The organism is Gloeotrichia echinulata CP02, from assembly GCA_038087035.1.
GTDB lineage: Bacteria > Cyanobacteriota > Cyanobacteriia > Cyanobacteriales > Nostocaceae > Gloeotrichia > Gloeotrichia echinulata.
The window spans coordinates 6,578,293-6,600,204 of record CP051187.1 but is presented as its reverse complement, the minus strand read 5'-3'; the positions used below and the strand labels follow the sequence as shown (position 1 = coordinate 6,600,204).

17 protein-coding genes and 1 pseudogene are annotated in these 21,912 nt (G+C 40.8%); 8 read left to right on the top strand and 10 right to left on the bottom strand.

What is annotated here, in order from left to right:
• Positions 1-42 precede the first annotated feature (42 nt).
• The 4 genes from HEQ19_29380 (at position 43) to HEQ19_29365 (ending at position 4,382) form a co-directional block, all read left to right on the top strand.
• Positions 43-960, top strand: coding sequence for a methylenetetrahydrofolate reductase (locus HEQ19_29380; GenBank protein ID WYM02985.1), 918 nt, complete (start codon positions 43-45; stop codon positions 958-960).
• Between the two features lie 150 nt (positions 961-1,110).
• Positions 1,111-2,241 (top strand): DUF262 domain-containing protein, encoded by a 1,131-nt coding sequence (locus tag HEQ19_29375; protein WYM02984.1) that lies wholly within the window; start codon positions 1,111-1,113, stop codon positions 2,239-2,241.
• Positions 2,238-3,395, top strand: a complete 1,158-nt coding sequence (locus tag HEQ19_29370) for a DUF3696 domain-containing protein (protein ID WYM02983.1) — start codon at positions 2,238-2,240, stop codon at positions 3,393-3,395. The genes HEQ19_29375 and HEQ19_29370 overlap by 4 nt, the downstream gene beginning before the upstream one ends.
• Positions 3,396-3,398: 3 nt before the next feature.
• Positions 3,399-4,382, top strand: a complete 984-nt coding sequence (locus HEQ19_29365) for a hypothetical protein (protein WYM02982.1) — start codon at positions 3,399-3,401, stop codon at positions 4,380-4,382.
• A gap of 334 nt (positions 4,383-4,716) precedes the next feature.
• Here HEQ19_29365 and HEQ19_29360 read toward each other — a convergent pair whose 3' ends face one another.
• The 9 genes from HEQ19_29360 to hemB all read right to left on the bottom strand — a co-directional run bounded on the left by HEQ19_29360 (position 4,717) and on the right by hemB (position 14,638).
• Positions 4,717-5,106 carry an SCO5389 family protein gene (locus HEQ19_29360; GenBank protein ID WYM02981.1) on the bottom strand — a complete coding sequence of 130 codons (390 nt, stop codon included), beginning with the start codon at positions 5,104-5,106 and terminating at the stop codon, positions 4,717-4,719.
• Positions 5,107-5,542: 436 nt separating this feature from the next.
• Positions 5,543-6,304, bottom strand: coding sequence for a metallophosphatase (locus HEQ19_29355; protein WYM02980.1), 762 nt, complete (start codon positions 6,302-6,304; stop codon positions 5,543-5,545).
• Positions 6,305-6,366: 62 nt separating this feature from the next.
• Entirely contained in the window at positions 6,367-7,176 is an 810-nt protein-coding gene (locus HEQ19_29350; GenBank protein ID WYM02979.1) for a metallophosphoesterase family protein, read from the bottom strand.
• Positions 7,173-7,946, bottom strand: coding sequence for a GTP-binding protein (locus HEQ19_29345; protein WYM02978.1), 774 nt, complete (start codon positions 7,944-7,946; stop codon positions 7,173-7,175). Before HEQ19_29345 ends, HEQ19_29350 begins: the two co-directional genes overlap by 4 nt.
• Positions 7,947-8,230: 284 nt before the next feature.
• A complete protein-coding gene (folE, locus tag HEQ19_29340; protein WYM02977.1) occupies positions 8,231-8,881 on the bottom strand; it encodes a GTP cyclohydrolase I FolE in 651 nt (216 codons plus the stop codon).
• 212 nt (positions 8,882-9,093) lie between these two features.
• Entirely contained in the window at positions 9,094-10,098 is a 1,005-nt protein-coding gene (locus HEQ19_29335) for a GTP-binding protein (protein ID WYM02976.1), read from the bottom strand.
• A gap of 8 nt (positions 10,099-10,106) precedes the next feature.
• Positions 10,107-11,963, bottom strand: a complete 1,857-nt coding sequence (thrS, locus tag HEQ19_29330) for a threonine--tRNA ligase (GenBank protein ID WYM02975.1) — start codon at positions 11,961-11,963, stop codon at positions 10,107-10,109.
• Positions 11,964-12,227: 264 nt separating this feature from the next.
• A complete protein-coding gene (locus HEQ19_29325; protein WYM02974.1) occupies positions 12,228-13,478 on the bottom strand; it encodes an FAD/NAD(P)-binding protein in 1,251 nt (416 codons plus the stop codon).
• 149 nt (positions 13,479-13,627) lie between these two features.
• Positions 13,628-14,638 (bottom strand): porphobilinogen synthase, encoded by a 1,011-nt coding sequence (gene hemB / locus HEQ19_29320; protein ID WYM02973.1) that lies wholly within the window; start codon positions 14,636-14,638, stop codon positions 13,628-13,630.
• Positions 14,639-15,173: 535 nt separating this feature from the next.
• Here hemB and HEQ19_29315 point away from each other — a divergent pair.
• The 4 genes and pseudogenes from HEQ19_29315 (at position 15,174) to HEQ19_29300 (ending at position 18,945) form a co-directional block, all read left to right on the top strand.
• On the top strand, positions 15,174-17,510 hold the full coding sequence (locus HEQ19_29315; GenBank protein WYM02972.1) for a WD40 repeat domain-containing protein: 2,337 nt from the start codon (positions 15,174-15,176) through the stop codon (positions 17,508-17,510).
• A 265-nt stretch (positions 17,511-17,775) separates the two neighbouring features.
• On the top strand, positions 17,776-18,255 hold the full coding sequence (locus HEQ19_29310; protein WYM02971.1) for a DUF29 domain-containing protein: 480 nt from the start codon (positions 17,776-17,778) through the stop codon (positions 18,253-18,255).
• 121 nt (positions 18,256-18,376) lie between these two features.
• Positions 18,377-18,565: pseudogene (locus tag HEQ19_29305) on the top strand (element excision factor XisH family protein).
• Positions 18,566-18,684: 119 nt separating this feature from the next.
• On the top strand, positions 18,685-18,945 hold the full coding sequence (locus HEQ19_29300; protein WYM02969.1) for a MoaD/ThiS family protein: 261 nt from the start codon (positions 18,685-18,687) through the stop codon (positions 18,943-18,945).
• Between the two features lie 68 nt (positions 18,946-19,013).
• Here the strand turns inward: HEQ19_29300 and HEQ19_29295 are convergent, their stop codons facing one another.
• Complete coding sequence (locus HEQ19_29295) at positions 19,014-21,803, bottom strand: hypothetical protein (protein WYM02968.1); 2,790 nt, start codon at positions 21,801-21,803, stop codon at positions 19,014-19,016.
• Positions 21,804-21,912 lie beyond the last annotated feature (109 nt).

The window sequence follows — 21,912 nt, the reverse complement described above, 5'->3', positions numbered from 1 at the left end:
TCATTTGTTTTACGCTGTTAGATAAGCGAAAACCTGAATGTTATGCAAGATACCAATAGTCCTACAATCTTGAATACCTTTCAAAGAGCCGCACAAGCAGGGGAGTTTTTAATCACTGCTGAAGTAGCGCCTCCGAAAGGTGGAGATCCAATGCACATGATTGAAATGGCGGCGACCCTTAAGGGGAGGGTTCATGCTGTCAATATTACCGATGGTAGCCGCGCCGTATTGCGGATGTCTTCGTTGGTAGCGTCGGTGATTTTATTGCAAAATGGCATTGAGCCGATTTGTCAGATAGCGTGCCGCGATCGCAATCGTATAGGTATACAAGCTGACCTGATGGGCGCCCATGCTTTAGGTATCCGCAATATTTTAGCACTGACAGGCGACCCAGTAAAAGCAGGGGATCATCCCGATGCCAAAGGCGTTTTTGATTTAGAAGCTGTGCGTTTGCTGCAACTAATTAGGAAAATGAATCAGGGTGTTGACTACAACGAAAAACCCCTGACCGATGGCGTCTTAGACTTATTTGCCGGTGCTGCAGTCGATCCGCAATCTGCGAGTTGGTCTGGTTTGCAGAGTCGATTTGAACGCAAAATTGAAGCGGGAGCGCAGTTTTTTCAAAGTCAATTAATTACCGATTTTGAAAGACTAGAAAAGTTTATGGACAAGATAGCTTCTGCCCATCAAAAACCAATTTTGGCGGGAATTTTTCTGTTAAAATCGGCAAAAAATGCTCAGTTTATTAATAAAGTTGTCCCTGGTGTAAATATTCCCCAGCACATTATTGATAGATTGGCGAAAGCCAAAGACCCGCTACAAGAAGGGGTAAAAATTGCAGCCGAGCAAGTACAGATAGCGCAGCAATTGTGTCAAGGTGTGCATATGATGGCGGTGAAGCGGGAAGATTTGATAGCCCCGATTTTGGAGTTGGCGGGGGTGGAAAGGGTAAACAAGTAATAGATTAGCTAGGTAGAGGCGCGAAATCCTGCGTCTCTATCATTTGGGGAGATAGTAAGATTGAAGTGCGCCAGTTTAAAGGCCCCATTTGCTGATTGATTTATTATTAGCAGCAGACTGCGTGAGTTTGAACACCAAGGAGTACCCATTATGACAGATTTAAATAACCATAACGTAGAATTACTTGATGAAGAAACTTTAGAGGAAGAAGACAATGATGAAGAGCAAGAGGAAAAAGTTAGTTTCCAGTATGATCCTGATGAAATTAACATTGTAACGAGGGAGCCAACCATTGAGCAATTACTTAGAAGAATTGGCGAAGAAGCGCTAGATTTAGCACCTGATTTTCAACGTCATGCGAATTTATGGAAAGAAGATGCTCAAAGTAGGCTCATAGAATCTATTATTATTCGCATCCCCATACCAGCATTGTATATAGATGCTACTAATGAGGATAAATGGTTAGTAGTCGATGGATTACAGCGTTTATTTGCCATAAAACGCTTTATGCTAGACAGAAAACTCAAACTATCTGGATTAGAATATCTTACAAATCTCGAAGGTAAAACATTCGAGCAGATTGAGCGTAGATACCAACGCCGCCTGGAAGAAACTCAACTAACAGTCTATTTGATAGATAAAGGGACACCTCCAGAAATTAAATATAATATTTTCAAACGCATTAATACAGGAGGACTAGCTTTATCTCCTCAAGAATTACGCCATGCTCTTAATCCTGGTAAGGGAACAAAGTTTTTAACTCAATTAGCCGCAGATCCAAAATTTAAACAGGTAGTTAACCTGGGAAACAACCGTAAAATGCGTATGGATGATCGGGAATTTATACTAGGTTTTATAGCCTTTACTCTAACGTCTTATCAAGATTATGCAGATAATAGAGATACTTTTTTGACCAAGGCATTATCTAAGACAAATAAACTTTCTGAGACAGAGTTAAATAAAATAGAAAATAATTTTAGAAGAACAATGGTGGCTGCTTGGAATATATTTGGTAAAAATGCATTTCGTAAAATATCTAATTCCCAAAAGAAGCAGTTTCCTATAAATAAAGCTTTATTTGAATCTTGGTCAGTGCTTTTAAGCAAATTAAGCGATGAAGAAATTCAACATTTGATAGATAGGAAAACAGAATTAATCAATAAATATAAGCAATATGTAGACAATGATAAATACTTTTTAGAATCTATATCTCAGGCATCAGAAAGAGTACAGTATAGATTTATGATTACCGAGAAAATTATTCAAGAGGTACTTGTATGATTAGTTCCCTAACGCTCACAAATTTTAAGCCTTTTCAAAATCAATCTCTTACATTCAGACCACTAACACTTTTATCAGGACTTAACAGTACTGGTAAATCTTCAGTTTTACAAGCTTTATTATTATTAAGGCAATCTTATCAAAAAGGATTGCTATTAGAAAGAGGCTTAGTCCTCAATGGTGATTTAGTTAACATTGGTACAGTTGGAGATGCTATTTTTGAAGGTGCATCGAAACAAGATGAATTAATATTTGAAATTCATTGGAATGATAGTACAAAAAGTACTTGGAAATTTAAAAATGAAGAAGATATAGGAGCTAATTTTTTACAACTTACTTCGGAACATGTAGATTCTCAAATCTATGAATCATCCAGTCTTTTTAATCAAAACTTTCATTACATTGAAGCAGAGCGGATAGGACCTAGAGTATTTAATCAAATGTCATATGATAAAGTTCAATTACTCGGAACAATGGGCGCTAGATGTGAATACACATTACATTTTTTGGCAGTTAATGAAAGTAAACTTATTTATCATCAAAAATTAAGTCATCCAAAAGTAAAAACTTCACAGCCACAATTTGGCGATCCAAAGGAAAAATCACTAACTTTAATAGATCAAGTCGAAGCATGGATGGGAGAAATTAGCCCAGGTACACGCATCAGGCTAAAATCAAATCCAGACATGGATTTGATCAATTTGCAATGTGCGTACGGAGATAGTAATCCTTATCGTGCAACTAATGTTGGCTTCGGAATTACCTACACTTTACCAATTATTGTAGCAGTACTCGCCTCAGAACCTGATACACTAATTCTAGTTGAAAATCCAGAAGCTCATCTTCATCCGAGAGGACAAGCAAAAATGGGTGAATTATTAGCACTTGCAGCTAGTTGTGGTATTCAAGTAGTAATAGAAACGCATAGTGACCATGTTTTAAATGGTATTCGTCTTGCCGTTCATGGAGGGAAAATAAAGCAAAATGACGTTCAACTACATTATTTTCAGCGACAAGAAAAACAAGGACAAGCTGTTATAGAAGTAGTATCACCGCGTATTGATAGAAACGGAAGAATTGATAAATGGCCGGATGGATTCTTTGATGAATGGGAAAAAAGTTTAGATGTTTTACTTGAGCCTGCGGAGGAATAGAAAGTGGATTTTGACTTAATATTAAATGAGCTATCTTTGCAAAATCCTGCTCCAAATGAAGAAGTAGCACAGCAAAGAATGTCTGAGCTAATTAAGACCATAAAAGCAGTTAAATCTCAGGGGGTGAAAGTAAGCCTTCGCACTAAAGACAATTTTCATACAATAATACTTGCACCTAATTATCCTCTACGTCGCTGGCTTAATGATGCAGATGAGGTAGAGCGAATTTTTATCAAAACTCTTGCAACTAAAGCACCTTTCTCAACTGATATTATAAGTTCTGAGATCCAAGATATTGAAAATAATACTAGCTTGTCTGAATTCCGTTACCAGGGAGAATTAGCTATTGGACTGGGTATTGCTTATGTACTTAATACGATCACAATTAATACGATTCCAATCAGCTTGCTCTCTCAGGAATGCTGGGATTGTAACTGTCTAGAACTGGAATTTCGATGCTTGGATGAGGATGGAGAGGTAATTAGCGAGATTGTAGAAATTATCCATGCTAGCCGTAGCAGCCATGTACAAGAACACACCAGCCTGATTCAAAAAAATCAAGAGCGCATTTATCAAGAAGTCAGCAACGGGGTAGAACTTTGGGAGCGAAGATGGGAATTATTTCCTAATTTAGAATTCTGCGATGCTGTTAGAAAACAGTTAGAAAATATTCTTACTAGACAGTTAGAATTACAACCTGTTATTAATATATTATTTGAGCTTCAGAAATGTTGTCAAAACTGGGATATCGGCTATTTTAATCTTGATGGGTACTCTATTGAGGAGTCTGGAGAGAGTACACCAACCCTTAATAAATATTCTCAAGAAAGAACTTTTCGTTGTCCTGATGGTGAAGAACGTCTATTTGAACGTCACGTTAAATTGAAATTTTGTAATTGGCGAATTCATTTCTTCCCGCTGAAACCAGGTACGCTAATAATTGGCTATATTGGTCGCCATCTTCCCACAGTAAAATATAAAACCTAAAACAATATTGTTGAGGTGTAGCTCAACCGAGGCATCGCCCCTCCTCCCTTTCATTGCTAAAATAAAAACAACTCTTACCTAGTGCAAAGGTAGCCTATGACCTGGCGGCTCAATTGCGTGCTTTGGGCGTTGAACCAGAAGCCTAATATTTTTGTACTTTGGCTGACAGCAGTTTTCAAATGTATACATAACACGGTAGGGGCACGGCATTGCCGTGCCCTTACGAGGATCTTTGAAGGAGTCAGACGATAATATTCAACGCGCCTATGGAGATAGTATTTTATTATTACCACAGTGAACAGTAGGGTGGAGACCACCCTACATATACTTGACTTTAACAGTCTACTAATTCAGGGGTTTGGTTGAGTATTTGACTACGAATCGAAACGAAATCTAGATATGCAGATGAATCCAGTTGGTCTGGGCGAAAAACAGCGACATTATGACAATTTTGAAAAGCCAATTTTATGCCAAAGTGACGCTCAACTGCACCACGAATCGCATCTCCACCCATCATCCGTAATAATTGAGCGCGTGCTTGTTCACTTGGTGGCGGAACTTGATGATTCGCCCATTCTTCACCTCTAATTACACGTTCTGCAAGACCTTCTACAACACCCCAAGCGTAAGGTAATGATTCTCTGATGGTGGCGACAAACTCTTTTTCATCAACCTTACCCGCTTTGGCTTGTTCGATGAGATGCACACTTACATTCAATGACATTTAGACTTTTCCTTTCTTGAATTTTAGAGTCAAGTTTGACCTGATAACCAAAAGTAATGATAATCATTCTTGTAAAATTACCGAGCAGATCGCAAACAAAATTAATATTCTCTAAATGCAAATAGATTATTCATGACATGTGTAATTTGTCAATGGCAATGCAAAAATTAACGAGTAAGTAGTCATCATGAACTGCTTACACCAACAACCTCTTATTCCCCTCTCTCTCGTGATGGAGGGGCTAGGGCGTGTTTTCAAAGTCTCATATAATACTACAAAAACGCTGATACATATAGATTTCGCGTAGGGGCACGGCATTGCCGTGCCCCTACAGCTGGTATCATATCGTGTGGATTTAGAGGTATCTAAAAATTTATCCGGCTAAACAAATAGTTTGAAATCGCGGGACTAGGGGTGGGGTCTTAAAATTGGAGAATTAAAAGCTAGATTTATATTTTTTCCCCTGACGCTGGCTTTGAAACCCCTTACTCCCAGCATAATAAACAGTCTTGAATTCCACTTTATTCGTACCAGGGTGGTAGAGAGTATAGATAGCTTGACCTTGAGTCCGTCCCACATTCCCCACCCCAATTACTTGACGCGGGGTAACGGTAACAGTTTGGGGAGACACTTGGTGATCAAGGGTGGTGAGTGCAGTGGTGATGGAACCAGCTTGCAGCTGATACTGAAAAGTTAAACCAGAACGACCGCAAAACAGGTTATTCGCTTCCATCCGCGACAGTCTATCCAGCATTTGAATTGGCGGAGTTTCTGGCGTCAGTTCGTCATCCACACCTACCGTGGAACCGTGAATCAACAAACAATCCAATTCAAAAAAACCAAAATCAAGGTTTCGTAACCATTGTACCGTCTTGCGGGAAACACAATCCCACAACATTTTGGCAGTATCCCCCCCATATTTTGCCATCAACTCAGGCGCGTCTCCAGTCGGCCCCAAAGCGTGCAAAATCAAACACTGTTCTTCCCACCATCCTTTACAAATCAGCGGTTCTAATTCTCCACGACGTGGGTTAAGCACTCGTTCTACCAACTTCTCGGCTTCTGGTCTAGGTCCGACCAAATCGCCTAATATATACAAAGCTTCTACCTGATTACCCTGACGCTTAATATCGGTCATCACCGCTTCATAAGCTGCTAAATTAGCTTCAATTCCGCTTAAAATCGCCCATTTATTCATATTTTTTTTTAACGCAGAGGAACGCAAAGGAAAGCGCAGAGGGGCGCAGAGGAGGAGAGAGATTACCTTGTGCAAACATGTGTTGGGTCATCAGCCCGTTCTGCATATTCCAACCCCTGGGCTAACCGCCAAGCAAAAATTGCTGGTAAACCTTTCTCGATAATTGCTGCACAGGTTTGCTGATAATTGTAAGCAACTTCCCGCAATTTAATTTCTTGATTTTCAGTATCATAAATCACGTATGTTGCATTTGGTCGCCCATGTCGCGGTTCTCCCACTGAACCTACATTCACAATCCGTTTGAGAGGCGTCTTAAAGCTGATTTCCTCTACTGCGTCTCCTCTACCAAAGCGGACATTTAGCTGACCACCGTCCAGAGTGCGGACATAAGGTACATGAGTATGTCCACAAAATAGAATATCTGCACCTGTGGAAATTACTCGCTCTAGTGCAACAAAAGCGTCTAGTTCAGGCAACAAATACTCATGGTTGCTGTGAGGGCTACCGTGAACAAAAGCCAAATTTCCTTCTTTGAGACTATGGGGTAATTTGGCTAAAAATTCGCGATTTTCTGGGGTAATTTGTTTATTAGTCCAGTCGTGAGCTTGCTGACCTCTTTTTTCTGCCAATAATGAGGGGTAACTGCAATCACAAGCGTTCAAACCTTCTACAATATCCTCATCCCAGCAGCCAGCGCAGGTGGGAATATCTAAAGAGCGAATTTGGGCGACAACTGCGTTAGGATCGGGGCCATATCCGACCAAATCACCAACACAAAAGATTTTGTCAGCTTTTTGCTGGTCGATATCTAATAATACAGCATCCAAAGCGGCAGAATTTCCATGAATACATGACATGACGGCTATTTTCACGCTTGTTGCTCCTGTAATAAAATCTCTTTTACCTGTTGTTGATATTGCAAAATTGCCACATCAGATAAACAGCAATCTGATAAAGTTTGTCTTAAAGCTGCTTCATTCAAATTTGTCCCTACCACTTCTAAACCCGAAAAACGCTGGGGTCTACCTTCTAAGTAGCGCGGTAGATCTAATTCCAGAAAATCTGTCTGGGGAACATCAGCGACAAAATCACCGTAAAGTGACCTACCATCGTTCACATCAAAAATTCCTTTGGCACGGGTGACAATACCATAAGCACCGTGGGTGATTTCGTACCAAAATTCCTCTACACTGTTTTGGTCAATCACTTGACCGCTGCTAGCCGCTCGCCATAAATTTTCTACAGTGTTAGTTAAGGCTGGTGCGCCCTGGATGATTTCTTGTGCCCAATTATGGTATTCAGAGTTTTGCAGGTGGGGTGGTAAAACTGCGATCGCACGGTAGGTGAGATTATCTAATACGAATGCTATGGCTCCTAATTGTAAGTAAAATCCTATCTCGATGTAAACTGCATCTGCTTGGGGTATTTGGTGAACAAATTCAATTTCCTGACCGTCACCAAAGATTTGTATACCTGGAAATTCAGCAGCTATACGGTTTTGATCAATGGGAACATTCCCCGTACCAGGGCTAAAATATATTACTTTTTCTACAGCGGCGATATCTCGGATTTGTTGGCAAATCCAGGTGGTTTTTCCAGATCCAGTTGGACCTGCAACGACGGTAATAATTGGTATAGTCATAATAAAATGATAATCATTTTTAAGTACGTCCGCACAAATTTTTTAGCGGATCAAGGCCTTGGACACAAATTTTGTAGGGGCGCAAGGCCTTGCGCCCGTAAGGCGTTCAGGATTTGTCCTAAGTCCGCCAACACAAACGAAAATCAGCTTACAGCAGTTTTCACGTAAATAGACCACGCCGTAGGGGCGCAAGGCCTTGCGCCCCTACAATGTATTGGGTTATGTGTGGTTCAATCAACTGAAAATTGCTGTAATTATCGGTACTGACCCACCCTACAAACTATTTAATGAAAATTGGCGTTGTGTCGGACTAAATTCATAAACTCCTCACGAGTGCGTCCATCTTCTGAAAATACACCGCGCATTGCACTAGTAACAGTCCAAGAACCAGGTTTTTGCACGCCGCGCATCACCATGCACATGTGGGTTGCTTCTATGACTACTGCAACCCCTTGAGGTTTGAGTAACCCTTGCAACGCATCAGCAATTTGTAAGGTGAGACGTTCTTGCACTTGCAAACGTCGAGCATACATTTCACAAATGCGGGCTATCTTCGATAATCCTATCACCTTGCCGTTAGGAATATAGGCAACATGAGCGCGACCAATAATTGGCAAGATATGATGCTCGCAGGAACTGAAAATATCGATATCCCGAATTAATACCATTTCGTTGGCATCTTCGGTAAATACTGCTCCATTTAGCAGTTCATCTAAAGATTCATGATATCCCTTTGTGAGAAACTGCAAGGCTTTGACAACTCGCTTGGGAGTATCTTTTAACCCTTCTCTGTCAGGATTTTCTCCTAATCCAATCAGCAAAGTCCGCACAGCTTGCATCATTTCCGCTTCTGTGACAGTCGCCACCTGCTGAGTAGATAAAGATGACATTATCTGAGCAGCAGAATTCATATCGGGACGAATCGATAAAGTCATTTTCTGTGTTTGATTGATAAGGATTACTTGTTGCCCAATACTTTACAGCAATTTTTATTTCTTTGAACCACAGATACTCGTAGGGGCGCAAGGCCTTGCACCCCTACCACCTGGTCTATTCAACTGAAAAACGCTGTAAGCGCTATGAGTCTATTTAGAAATAAATGGCTCATAACTATTAAGTAAATTATGTTTTACTTAACATTCCTTAATCATAGCAAACATTTGTTAAGTTGGGAATGAATTTCATTGGCATCTAACTTCCTACCAATAAAAACTACCTGATTTTTCGGTGGAGTATACCATTCATCGGCATGTAAGTTATAACGAGATCCACTCAGTTGAAAGATATGGCGTAAGCCACTATCGGTAAACCACAAAATCCCCTTCGCTCGAAATACATTTTGTGGCATTTCTTCCGTGAGAAAATTCTCAAATTTATGCACATCAAAGGGTCTATCTGTTTGAAAAGAGATGGACACAAATCCATCATTTTCTAAATGATGGGAGTGATGATGGTGATGGTCATGGTGATGATGATGATGATGGTGATGGTCATCGGCATCTTCCACATTATCAGCAGTATACTCATCTGTGGGAGTTAATCCCACATCTAAAATTAATGGTAACGCCACCTGCCCATGTTGAGTGCGAATAATTCTCGCGCCCACTTTCACATTACTGATGTAAGCTTCTAGTTCTTTAATTTTTCCTTCGTTAACTAAGTCGGTTTTATTCACAAGAATAATATCTCCATAGGTTAGCTGTTTTAAAGCAGCTTCACTATGGAAATGGTTAGCGTCAAATGTCTCAGCATCGACCAAAGTAATAATAGAGTCGAGGGTGGTTAAATCTCTGAGTTCTGTACCCAAAAATGTTAAAATAATCGGCAATGGGTCAGCAACACCTGTAGTTTCAATTACCAGATAATCAATCCGTTCTTCTCGTTCTAAAACGCGATAAACTGCATCAACTAAACCATCATTTATGGTGCAGCATATACAGCCATTGCTCAGTTCTACCATATCTTGGTCTACAGAAACTAGCAATTGGCTATCAATGTCAATATCGCCAAATTCGTTGACGAGGACGGCGACTTTTAAATCTTGTTTATTTTTGAGAATTTGATTGAGCAGTGTAGTTTTACCACTACCTAAAAACCCGGTAATAATGGTAACAGGCATTCCCCGTTTAGGAAGATCAATGAATTCACTCATAATTAAAACTAGATTTGGTTTTGAATTACTGTTTTGTTGTTTATCGCAGCTTGTAAAGCATTTACAAGTTGATTTAAATTTAGCTCCCCTAAATCCCCAGATTGTCTAGTTCTGACACTCAAGGTTTGGGTTTGCACCTCTTTTTTACCCACAACAGCCACAACTGGAATTTTTTCTAACTCCGCTGTGCGAATTTGTTTACCTAAACGTTCACCACTGCTATCTATTTCTACCCTAAATCCAGATTTTTGCAAAGAGTTGGCTACTGATCCTGCATACTCTCGAAAATCATCACTTACAGGTAATAATCGCAGTTGCACTGGTGCTAACCATAAGGGAAAATCACCAGCATAATTCTCGATGAGAATCCCAAAAAAACGTTCCAATGAGCCAAATATAGCTCGATGAATCATAATTGGTCGTTGGCGACTACTATCAGCGGCAATATATTCCATATTAAAACGTTCAGGTAAATTAAAATCTACCTGAATCGTGGAACATTGCCACAAACGACCAATTGCATCTTGGATTTTTATATCTATTTTGGGTCCATAGAAAGCACCACCCCCTTCATCCACAACATAATTCCAGCCTTTAGCATTTAAAGCTTGCTTTAACGCTACCGTTGCTAATTCCCAAACTTCATCAGTTCCCACTGATTTATCAGGACGAGTAGAAAGATTCACTTGATAATTGTTAAAGCCAAAATCTGACAAAATCTGCTCTGTGAGATTTAAAACTCCTAAAATCTCATCGGCGATTTGCTCAGGTAAACAGAAGATATGAGCATCATCTTGAGTAAATCCCCTCACCCTCATTAAACCATGTAGCGCCCCAGAACGTTCATAACGGTAAACAGTGCCTAATTCTGCCCATCTCAAAGGTAATTCTCGATAGGAATGTAGTTGATTTTTGTAAGTTAAAACATGAAATGGACAATTCATCGGCTTGATTTGATAAGCCTGATTTTCCACATCCATCGAGTCAAACATATTCTCTTGATAAAAATCAAAATGTCCCGATGTTTTCCATAAATCAAGATTTGCTACATGGGGTGTATAGAGTAATTCATAACCAGATTCTAGATGAGATTTACGCCAATAATCTTCAATAATATAGCGAATCCTTGCTCCTTTTGGATGCCAAAAAACTAAGCCACCACCAGCTTCTTCTTGAATACTAAACAAATTCAGTTCTTGACCTAACTTTCTGTGATCGCGGCGTAAGGCTTCTTCTTGTTGTTTGAGGTAAGCTTGTAGTTGTTCTTTGCTTTCCCAAGCTGTACCATAAACTCGTTGTAGCTGGGGTTTGCTTTCATCTCCTTGCCAATAAGCACCAGCAATATTCAACAATTTAAATCCATCAGCCGCGATTTCACCAGTAAAATTAATGTGTGGCCCTGCACACAAATCCCACCAATAGTTAGTTGGTGGTTGAATCTCTGTGACAAACAATGAAGATTCCGGTTTACCACTATCGGGACTACCAATAAAATAGCGGGTGATTGTCTCCCCTGGGGGAATGCGGTCTAATATTTCTAACTTATAAGGTTCATTCAATTCGGCAATTTCGGCGCGAATTTCCTCCCGTTCCACCTCTTCGCGGATAATCGGGAGGTTTGCTTTAATTATCCGCCGCATTTGTCCCTCAATTTTTTCCAAGTCATCGGGAGTGATGCTAACTGGACAATCGAAGTCGTAGTAAAACCCGATGTCTGTAACTGGGCCAGTTGCTACTTTAGTCCCTGGAAATAGCTTTTGCACTGCCATTGCCATTATATGAGCGCAGGTGTGACGAATCCGCGTCAGGTTCTCACCGTCGTGCTGGCTCAAGTTGTCCTGGGGTTGGGTTAAGGAGCTGACCATATCTTCAAATAATGAGAATCGTTATCATATTAACGCAAAAATAGTTTTTTGCAACAACCAGGTTTTGGGTTTGTTGTTTTTTTCAGTATGGGATTTTACAGCAATTTTCAGTTGATTGAACCACACATAACCCAATACATTTTAGGGGCGCAAGGCCTTGCGCCCCTACGGCGTGGTCTATTTACGCAAAGACTGGTGTAAGGTAAGATACATCACATATTTTTTGTCGATTCATGGTTTATGCGTAAAGGTGCAAGATCTGAGCTAGCCCGCTTGTATGCCAATATAAGAAAAAGCTAAACTTGGCTTGACAATAGCTGGCACGATTTTCTCACAAGCCATTCTTGCACCTGATAAATTCCGGGCTGTCGGTCCTACTTGTAAAGCAGCTAAACCACCCATAATGAATAATTCACACCCAGGCCAACGCAGAGAAGAATCTAAAACCGGCAAACCTTTAACCACAGGAATCGGGTAAGTCTGGAAAATGTCCTTTAATAAGGGTTCGCTGGTGACATCAAATTTAGTTCCTGTGGATAGCCAAATATAATCACACTCATGGTGAGTACCATCACTACATTCCACTTGCCAATTTTCACCCAACCATTCGGCTTTTACTACTTGACAATTTTCATCAATTCTGATTTTACCATTACGCACTTCTCGCCGTAATTGGGTAGCGATCGCAGGTGTCATAGAACCACCATTACGCGCTTGCTGAATCATCGCCGCCCTTTGCTCCCAATCAGATTCAGCAAAAAAGCCTTTGAGATACTTTGGCCCTAACCACCCTGGGTCAGCATCAAATAATTTTTCTGATAACTGACGCCGAATCATCAGCTGTACCTTTGCACCACGAGCGATCGCACCTACTGCTAAATGTCCACTGGTCAACCCACCACCGACAATCAACACTCTTTGATTCATCAGCTGGGAAGTACGTAAATCTACGGTTTGCGAATGGCGAAGTCTATCTTCAGGATACCCTGACTCAATCTCCTTGACCCAATCAGGTATCTGCACTTGACCGCTACCGGTTGCTAGCACCACCCGCCGAGCAATTATCGTTTGTTCATCTTCCAAGCTGAGGCGAAATTGCGATCGCATATGATTAGGTAAAGGTTCAATGCGCCGCACTGCTTTGGGGATAACTTGCTCGTGTAACTGACGCACGCGAATCACATCAAAGCAAAAATCCCCAAATAGTTGCGTTCCTGGTAAATCATAGGGGGGGAAAAGTTCCTGGGGACGATTTTGAGATTCAACAAATTTCCTGAAAGCAAACGGGTTGGGTTCGGGATGATGGACAACAGGCGATCGCAAATGGGGAATTTCTAACGCCGCAAATTGGTGTTCCCATCGACTCATCCACCTACCGCTGGGGTCAAATACGACAACTTTACTCCGTATACTCTCGCGTTTTTGCAGCAAATGGCTAGTTAAGGTCAGAGCATGAGGCCCAGCACCAATAATCGCCAGGTCGATTTTTGCAGGAATGGTGGTCGAAAATGGCATTGCAGTTTGATACTCTGGCTATTATGATAATCATTTTCATGGTAGCTTGCCAAGGGCAGACCAGCAACTTTGGATGGGGAGATGAGGTAGATGAGGAAGATAAGGAAGTAATCTTCACCAATGCCCAATGCCCAATGCCCAATGCCCAATCACATCAACATCAGGGCTACTTCTTTGGCAAAATAAGTTAAAATTAAATCAGCCCCAGCCCGTTTCATACTGGTTAAAGATTCCAAAATTAACTGTTTTTCATCAATCCAACCCATCTGGGCTGCAGCTTTAATCATGGCGTACTCGCCGCTAACGTTGTATGCTGCGACTGGTAAATTTGTCGCTTGTTTTACCTGACATATAATGTCTAGGTAGGCTAGGGCAGGTTTAACCATGACGATATCTGCACCTTCGGCAATATCCAAATCAACTTCTTTTAAAGCTTCTCTGGCATTAGCTGCATCCATTTGATAAGTCTTTTTGTCGCCAAATTTCGGTGCAGAATCTAACGCATCGCGAAATGGACCGTAATAGGCAGAGGCGTATTTTGCAGAGTACGCCAGAATCCCTACATTAATATAACCTTCTGCATCTAAAGCTTTGCGAATTGCCCCAACTCTACCATCCATCATGTCGGAAGGTGCGACAAAATCTGCCCCAGATGCAGCTTGAGAAACTGCCATTTTCACTAAAACTTCGACAGTTGGGTCATTTAATATTTTGCCCTTTTCATCTACTAAACCATCGTGACCATGAGTGGTAAAAGGATCAAGGGCAACATCAGTAATCACGACAATTTCCGGGACTGCTTGTTTAATGGCTTTGACTGTTTGCTGTACTAATCCCTCTGGGTTGTAACTTTCTGTACCTGTGTCATCTTTTTTATTTTCGGGGATAACCGGGAAAAGGGCGATCGCATTTATGCCCAACTGTGACACTTCGGCTATTTCTTTGAGTAGCAAATCTAACGAATATCGATAACACCCCGGCATAGAGGCGATTTCGACTTTTTGCCCCTCACCTTCGGTAACAAACATCGGATAGATCAGGTCATCCACACTCAGAGTAGTTTCCCGCACCATCCGCCGCAGCGTTGCAGTCCGACGTAGACGACGGGGACGTTGGAACAGGTTCACAGGCTTCTCATTATTTGAATTTACAGGTGACATACAGCTATATAAAAATGATAATCATTATTATATAGTGACAAGTATTTATCCGAACATGATATAATTGGAAAAAGGGCGTAGTTTACGGTCGTAGGCATCGCATTTATATCCAACTGTGACACTTCGGCTATTTCGACGAAATGAAAATCAAGTTTATCGTTCGTAGTTGCGCTTTAGCGCTATTCGCGCAGCGTGGCGTAAGCCAAGCGCAACTACGAACCAAAACGTCACGAATTTATGAAACACTGTACTAAGTAACCATCTTTAACATCAGTACATGTGTTACAAAAAGAAATACAAAATGTGGGATACATTCCACCCCACCTTGGAAGCAATATCCTAAAATCTTTTTGGCATTTCAGGGTATTGCTGGTCAGATCTGTGGTCTAATAATTCTAATTTCCTAGATGGATAACAAAAATAGGTAAAAAATCCAGCTATCATCTAGATAGTTGTAGCAATCCTATTTCAGATGTAAAAAATATCAGTGGTGGCTATTAGCTGTTAATGTTATTAATTTAATTGGTATGTCCTTATGGAGCAAGGGTTAAGATTACTGATTCAACTGGTAATAGAGTTTGCACCTGTAATTGCATCTCTCATCCAAAAGAGGACTGAAGTTAGTCTAAATACAACTACATACGAACTACCACAGACAATTATAAAAGGCATCGAATCTGTAAATAGTTTGGTGTCAAGACAAAGTTCCGTAGTTGAATTGGAACAAGAAAAACGCTTCCAGCAGAAATTGGTAGTTTATCAATATGAGACGCAATTAAAAATATCTGCACAAGAGCGAGAAACTGCGCTTAAGTTACCAGAAGTTCACAAAATCGCGGATAATTGGCCTTTGCGGTTATATCCTTCCCAAATTCTTGAATCTCATAGGACTAATGAACGCACACCGCTAAAAATTTTTCTGGCTCCTCCAGCAGTCAAGTTTGACAAATTTGACAGTCATAATGAAGAAATTCCCGAAATTGAGCTAATGTTAGCTGAAGGTTTACGAGAGTTTATCAATCAGCATTACTCTCTTCATAGTCCAGTTAGACCTACAGAATTTTTAGCAGGCGCATGGGATAGTAAACGGTTTCATAGTGAATCTAGCATCAAGGCTCTTTTTGGTACTCTAAAAACAGAGCCGATTTTAATTTTAGAGTCAGAGAATGAGGGAAATTATCTCAATTTTCGGATTGGTTATTGGGGTTTGGGACATGAAAAATATTACTATAAAACCATCTCCCGATTACCTTATAAAGAAATTCTGGAAGAATCTGCTAAAAGTCGGGCTTTGGAGTGGAAAAAAATTAGAGATGAACTTGTAGCCCTGGGAGAAAATTTAGAAGAAGTTAATAATTTAGGTAAAGACAATGTCAGAAATTTAGCAATTTTAGAAAAAGAAGAAAAATGGATAAGTCAGGGGATTGATATCAGTAAGTTATCGTTACGCTACCAAATTAATAATCAGGATTATGAAAAACTTTGTCAGGTTTTAATCACTTGTCATTGTTTGGTTGCTGGCTGGGTAGCGGATGTTTATCATTTAGTTCATCATAATTTACCGCCCTTACTACCAAAGTTACTGCCAAATTTGCTGGGAGATGTGATTGATTTACAATCAGTACAAGCAATAGTCACAGGCTACAAACAAGTTTACCAAGCTCTAGAAGCCGAGAGACGTTATTGGATTCCAGAGTTGGCTTTGCAATTAGCCCAGAGTCTATCCCATTTACCTGATCGCACTTGGGCAGAGGAACAAGCAAAATATTCTATCACAACATGGTTACAACTGCGCCAAGTATCATTACAGGAAATCAGTAATCCATTAGAGGCGATGCAATCAGCCTTGAAAATTGAAGATGAGGGATATGTCTGCAATTTAAAAGAATATTTTAGCGGCATTGGCGATCGCCAGAGTATTGTGGTTGTAGAGAGATTGTTGGAGGCGATCGCCAAGCTCAAATACAAATGCACTCTCGAATCTGCTACTCTTGCCTACACCCTGACTGGACATTCTGGTAAAATATCTTCTGTGGCGATTAGTCCCGATAGCGAGATTTTAGTTAGTGGCTGTGCAGATCAAACCATTAAAGTCTGGAATCTGACAACCGGTAAACTAATCCGCACTCTTTCAGAGAATTTAGGCGAAATTTCATCGATTGCGGTCAGTCCCGACGGAAATTTTCTCGCCGTTGGTAGCTGTGAACATCCCAAAAGTAATATTAAAGTATGGCATTTAAAAACGGGCAAATTACTGCATACACTTTCAGGACATCAAAAACCAGTTAATTTAGTCGTAATTAGTCCCGATGGGCAGATTCTCGCCAGTGGTAGTAATAAAATTAAGATATGGAATTTGCATACAGGCGATCGCATTTGCACTCTTTGGCATACATCCGCAGTACATGGCGCTGCCATCAGCCGCGATGGTACAATCTTAGCCAGTGGTAGTGCTGACAGCAAAATCAGGCTATGGAAACCACGCACAGGCGACCCATTATGCACACTCGCTGGTCATGGCGGTAGGGTAAAATCCATAGCTATGAGTCCTGATGGCGAAATTCTCTTGAGTGGTAGCGCTGATAAAACCATCAAAATTTGGCATTTAAGCACAGGTAAACTGCTACATACCCTCACTGGACATTTAGATGAGGTAAACTCCTTAGCCTTGAGTGCTGATGGACAAACCCTCTACAGTGGAAGTGCTGACAAAACCATCAAAATATGGCTTTTAAGCACAGGTAAACTTTTGCAAACCCTCACCGGACATTCAGGTACAGTTAATTCTGTCGCTTTGAGCGCTAATGGTAACTTTCTTGCCAGTGGAAGTTATGATAAAACAATTAAGATTTGGTTATTACAAGCGGTCTAGCCAGACTTGAAAATAGGGACTGGGGACACTTCGGCAAGCTCAGTGCATCGCTGGGGACTGGGGAATGAGATTTTCTCGTGATTAGCTGACTGGAAAATAAGACCCCACCCCTAACCCCTCCACGGTGAGAAAAATTAATAAGCCTGTTGCTTATGTAGTCGTTCAAGGAGCTACTCAACTTTCTTTATTATGATAGTATCACAGCGGATATGTTGATTTTAGAGGCGGCTTTTTATCAAACAAATAGGATAGGATGTGAGGAAGTATGACGACAGAAATACAACCAACAACTGAGACTTTATACGACCAAGATTATTACCTTTGGCTGAAAACTACTATCAACCAACTTCGCGCTGGACAGTTGGAGTCTGTGGATTTAGATAACTTGATTGAAGAATTGGAAAGTATGGACAGAAGTGAGAAGCGTGGAATAAAAAGTCTGTTGATTCGACTTTTTGAACATCTGCTGAAACTTACATACTGGGATGTGGAACGAGAGCGAAATGAAGGACATTGGAAAGGGGAAATTAGAACATTTCGCCGAGAGATTAAAGATGTACTTAAAGATAGTCCTAGCCTGAAGCCTTACATCTTAGAAATATTTGATGAATGTTATCAAGAAGGAAGAGCAGAAGCAAGCGATCGCTCTCAAATTCCCGTTGATAAATTCCCTGTTAAACTTATTGGCTCTTTACAAGAAATTTTAGACTATAACTGGTTTACTAAATATAGCTCAAACGATTAAGCTTAGGGAATTTTCAGCCTATTGTACCACAAACCCTGCCTGATGTAAGTATGTTAGAATAACAAGCAGAAGCAAAACCAAAAAACTAAGTGTATAACTGCTAATAACCTGTTAAACTCAAATGCCTGCTAAAGATATCTATCATAATATAGTTAAAACAGCTTTAGAAAAAGATGCTTGGACAATTACTAATGATCCACTAGTTATTCAGTATGGAGCAAAAGATTTATTTGTTGATTTAGGAGCAGAGAAGATTATAGCTGCGGAAAAAATTGGACGAAAAATAGCTGTTGAAATGAAAAGCTTTCTTGGTGCTTTCGAGAATATACAGAATATGCAGTTAATTAAGTTTAAATCTCCTCTCTGTCATCACATTATTGAGAATATCATTCAAAATAAGTCTATCTGAAAATTATTAGGAGCCTCTCAGTGCCCAATTCAGCAATTACCATTACAGTTAAACTGTTCGCCGCCTATCAAGAAGCCTATGGGGTGTCAGAATTGATGCTGGAATTTCCTTATGGTACACCAGTTAAAGCGGTGTGCGATCGCCTGATTGCCGAACATCCCGAACTCAACAAATGGCGGGATGTCACCCGCTTTGGTGTTAATCTGATCTTTGTCGAACCAGATACTATCCTACGAGATGCTGACGAAGTAGTCTTAATTCCCCCAGTTAGCGGTGGCTAATCAGGGACTGAGCAAAACAATTCAAAATTCAAAATTCAAAATTCAAAATTCAAAATTCAAAATTCAAATTATTTTACCTGAGCGCGGAAGCGAATAAAACCGTAGGAATTGCTGGGAGTACCAGCAGAAGTAGCATTTGGTAATATTTCATTAGGCTGGGGTGCATCTGTGGCGGGTGTTGTCTTGGTAACAATATTTACTACAACCGCTCCATTCGTATTAGGCGCTGAACATTTGAATGATGATGGAGGTGTTATCCCTGGTGGAAAATATTGACCGCGATCTGGTGGATCAGCAACATTAGTCAGATACTGTGTAGTAGAGCCAATGGTCAGAGCAATCCCAGAATCAGCACCAGGTAAACCTTTATCGGTAGGCGTATTACCAGTGAAAGAAGAGGGCAAAAAAGTGGTATTTTCCGGGACTAAATCACAGATATTCACGTTGGTAATCGGTTTATTTCCACTGGAAAGGAAATAAATAGTGTATTCTAATTGATCATTTGGTTTGACAGTACCGCCATTAATCACACCCCGCAAAAAGGTGCTGATCCCACTACTAGGATCTAAAGGAGCAGGCCAATTGGGGTTATTATCGTTGTTTTTTTCGCTAGAGGTAGTATCATCAACATATTGGTTAATCGCCGTACCATTGATGGCCGTGATGCGTTTAACAAGTAGCAGTTGAGGATTGGAAGGGACTGCATTTACTATTGAGAAGATTGTTGGGTCATCGTCTGCTGGATCATTGGGATTGTTACCTGCTTCGACATTATCATTAGCAGTTTGTAAGAAATAATTACCTACAGAAGGTGAATTGGTAGTAGCACCTGCAGAGTCTGCATCTGTTAACACAGTGCCAACTGTTTTAGTAGGATTTTCTGTAGTGTTGAAGGTAGCACTGGCCTGGTTGCTAATGGAAGTACCGCCATTAGCATTGTTGATTTTGGCAGTAATTTTAATAGTGATGGTATCGCCTACACGCAAAGTACCAGAGTTGGTAACAGCACCAGAGCCGTTATAATTGGGGTTGACTGTGATATTATTCCCAGCAGTAGCAGCAGTAATTGCCGCACTTACAAGAGTTAACTGTGAAGGCAACGAGTCATTAATCACAAAGTTAATGGCATTGGTGTTACCTGGATTTAAGTTAGAGTAGACAATTGTGTATTCGATGGTATCACCCACAGTCGCAGTCCCACTAACGTCATTGTCTGTCAAAAAGCGAACCGATTTAGTACCTTTGACATTTGCCTGCTGACTTGTGGTAATTACTATGTCAGCAAATACTGCTTTACTAGAGAAGTATGTCCAAGTATCTATCCCCTTAAAGTCACCATAATTGTTGTTAAATCTATGCGCTCCATTCGCACTGTTTATTCCTCTGGCTGCATTCCGGGGGTTAGTAGCTACTTGAATTCCCGTGGGATTTAAGTTAACTGTAGTTCCACTGGCTGTGGTGTAATTGCTGTCATTGTAGTAAACCGTGGTTGGTCCTAGGGGCTCCCCATTTTGATCCGCGAAGTCTCTAAAAGGCCCTGGAGCGTTTTCCATTGTAATTTTAAATCCTAGGGGATTATTTTCAGCATCCAACATCGGGAAGTGATATTCCCCTGCTCTGGCGGTAATCATGGCTTTGTAGGGTGCATTACCAGGCAGGGGTGCCAAATTTACCTTATTAGCATCTTTTCCATCCCAAAACACCACATTAGAGCCAACAGACGATATATTTTGCAATACCCGATCAGCACTAGGATCGTAAATGCCATCATTATTGGTGTCAATGATAATTTGATAGCTTCCAGGGGTAGCAGTATTGAAACTAAAATACCCCCCCACGCCAATGCGAGTTTGATTACCGCTACCTCCGGTCCCACCAGTGAATTTGAAAGAATTTGGCTCTACAGGCAAAATTGCTGTTGTGGGAATACTCAACGCATTTAGGGTGAGGGGGTCTGGTCGGTTGAAGAAAATTAGGTGAGTAAGATCTGTCGGTGTATCAGCAGCACTGGGATTTTGGATTTTAACATTACCAGCGAAGTTGAGGCTATTATCAGCACCCGCAGCAGAACGGTAAAGAGTACTCTTATTCGTTTGGTCAATATATCCTCGGCTATTCGCAAAAAAGATGAAACCAAAGGGATCGACTCCATTGAGATCAGTTTCGTACCGATACCCATCTTTAGTTTGAATATAAAACTTAGAGTTGAGAGAACGAGGATTTTCTCCCATATTTAGGGCGACGTATTTAGTAAATACCCGCCCTTTTTGGGTCGTCGTGTTGGTACTATCTCTGACTGTAATATCCCAGGCTGCTACCGCCATACCTTGGGTTGCGTCTGTAGGAAATTGGCTGGTTGTAGACATTGGCGGAGGATCGGCAGTGATACCATTCGTAAGGGGAGCATGAAACTCGACTGTGTAAATCCCCGTTTCTTTAGCAGTGAACTTACAGGGGGTATAGCCACCAGTATTGGGTAAAGGACCTGCTGTTTCCTTAGCAAGGGTATCAATAAAGCCAACGCCAGTACTAGCATTGACATCACAAGAACCATTTTGAGTACCAAAGGGACTAGTGTAAATAATATCCTTTGGGTTAGTAGAACTAGTTGCCACACTAGAGCCAAGATTGACAACTTCTCCCGCTTGGATGAAGACCTGGAGTCTTGTTTTTCGGGAAACGTTCGCTGTTGAACGATCTGACCATTCAAGATAGGGTCTGTCTCCGCCATCTGATACTAACTCTTTGCTTCCCTCAGCCCAACTAGGCGATATTCCCTGTCCCAAGATACACAAAAAAAAGGCAAGACTGCTGATTAATCTTCCTGGATAGCTGATTGTTAATAGAAATTTCATCATAGTGATTGGGAGTAATGAGTAAGGAGTAAGGAGTAAGGAGTAATGAGTAAGGAGTAAGGAGTAAGGAGTAAGGAGTAAGGAGTAAGGAGTAAGGAGTAAGGAGTAAGGA

Bases quoted from the DNA above. Each gene is read 5' to 3' on its own strand.
- HEQ19_29380 (WYM02985.1), top strand. From the start codon at position 43: ATGCAAGATACCAATAGTCCTACAATCTTGAATACCTTTCAAAGAGCC.
- HEQ19_29375 (WYM02984.1), top strand. From the start codon at position 1,111: ATGACAGATTTAAATAACCATAACGTAGAATTACTTGATGAAGAAACT.
- HEQ19_29370 (WYM02983.1), top strand. From the start codon at position 2,238: ATGATTAGTTCCCTAACGCTCACAAATTTTAAGCCTTTTCAAAATCAA.
- HEQ19_29360 (WYM02981.1), bottom strand. From the start codon at position 5,106: ATGTCATTGAATGTAAGTGTGCATCTCATCGAACAAGCCAAAGCGGGT.
- HEQ19_29355 (WYM02980.1), bottom strand. From the start codon at position 6,304: ATGAATAAATGGGCGATTTTAAGCGGAATTGAAGCTAATTTAGCAGCT.
- HEQ19_29345 (WYM02978.1), bottom strand. From the start codon at position 7,946: ATGACTATACCAATTATTACCGTCGTTGCAGGTCCAACTGGATCTGGA.
- folE (WYM02977.1), bottom strand. From the start codon at position 8,881: ATGACTTTATCGATTCGTCCCGATATGAATTCTGCTGCTCAGATAATG.
- HEQ19_29335 (WYM02976.1), bottom strand. From the start codon at position 10,098: ATGAGTGAATTCATTGATCTTCCTAAACGGGGAATGCCTGTTACCATT.
- thrS (WYM02975.1), bottom strand. From the start codon at position 11,963: ATGGTCAGCTCCTTAACCCAACCCCAGGACAACTTGAGCCAGCACGAC.
- HEQ19_29325 (WYM02974.1), bottom strand. From the start codon at position 13,478: ATGCCATTTTCGACCACCATTCCTGCAAAAATCGACCTGGCGATTATT.
- hemB (WYM02973.1), bottom strand. From the start codon at position 14,638: ATGTCACCTGTAAATTCAAATAATGAGAAGCCTGTGAACCTGTTCCAA.
- HEQ19_29315 (WYM02972.1), top strand. From the start codon at position 15,174: ATGGAGCAAGGGTTAAGATTACTGATTCAACTGGTAATAGAGTTTGCA.
- HEQ19_29310 (WYM02971.1), top strand. From the start codon at position 17,776: ATGACGACAGAAATACAACCAACAACTGAGACTTTATACGACCAAGAT.
- HEQ19_29295 (WYM02968.1), bottom strand. From the start codon at position 21,803: ATGATGAAATTTCTATTAACAATCAGCTATCCAGGAAGATTAATCAGC.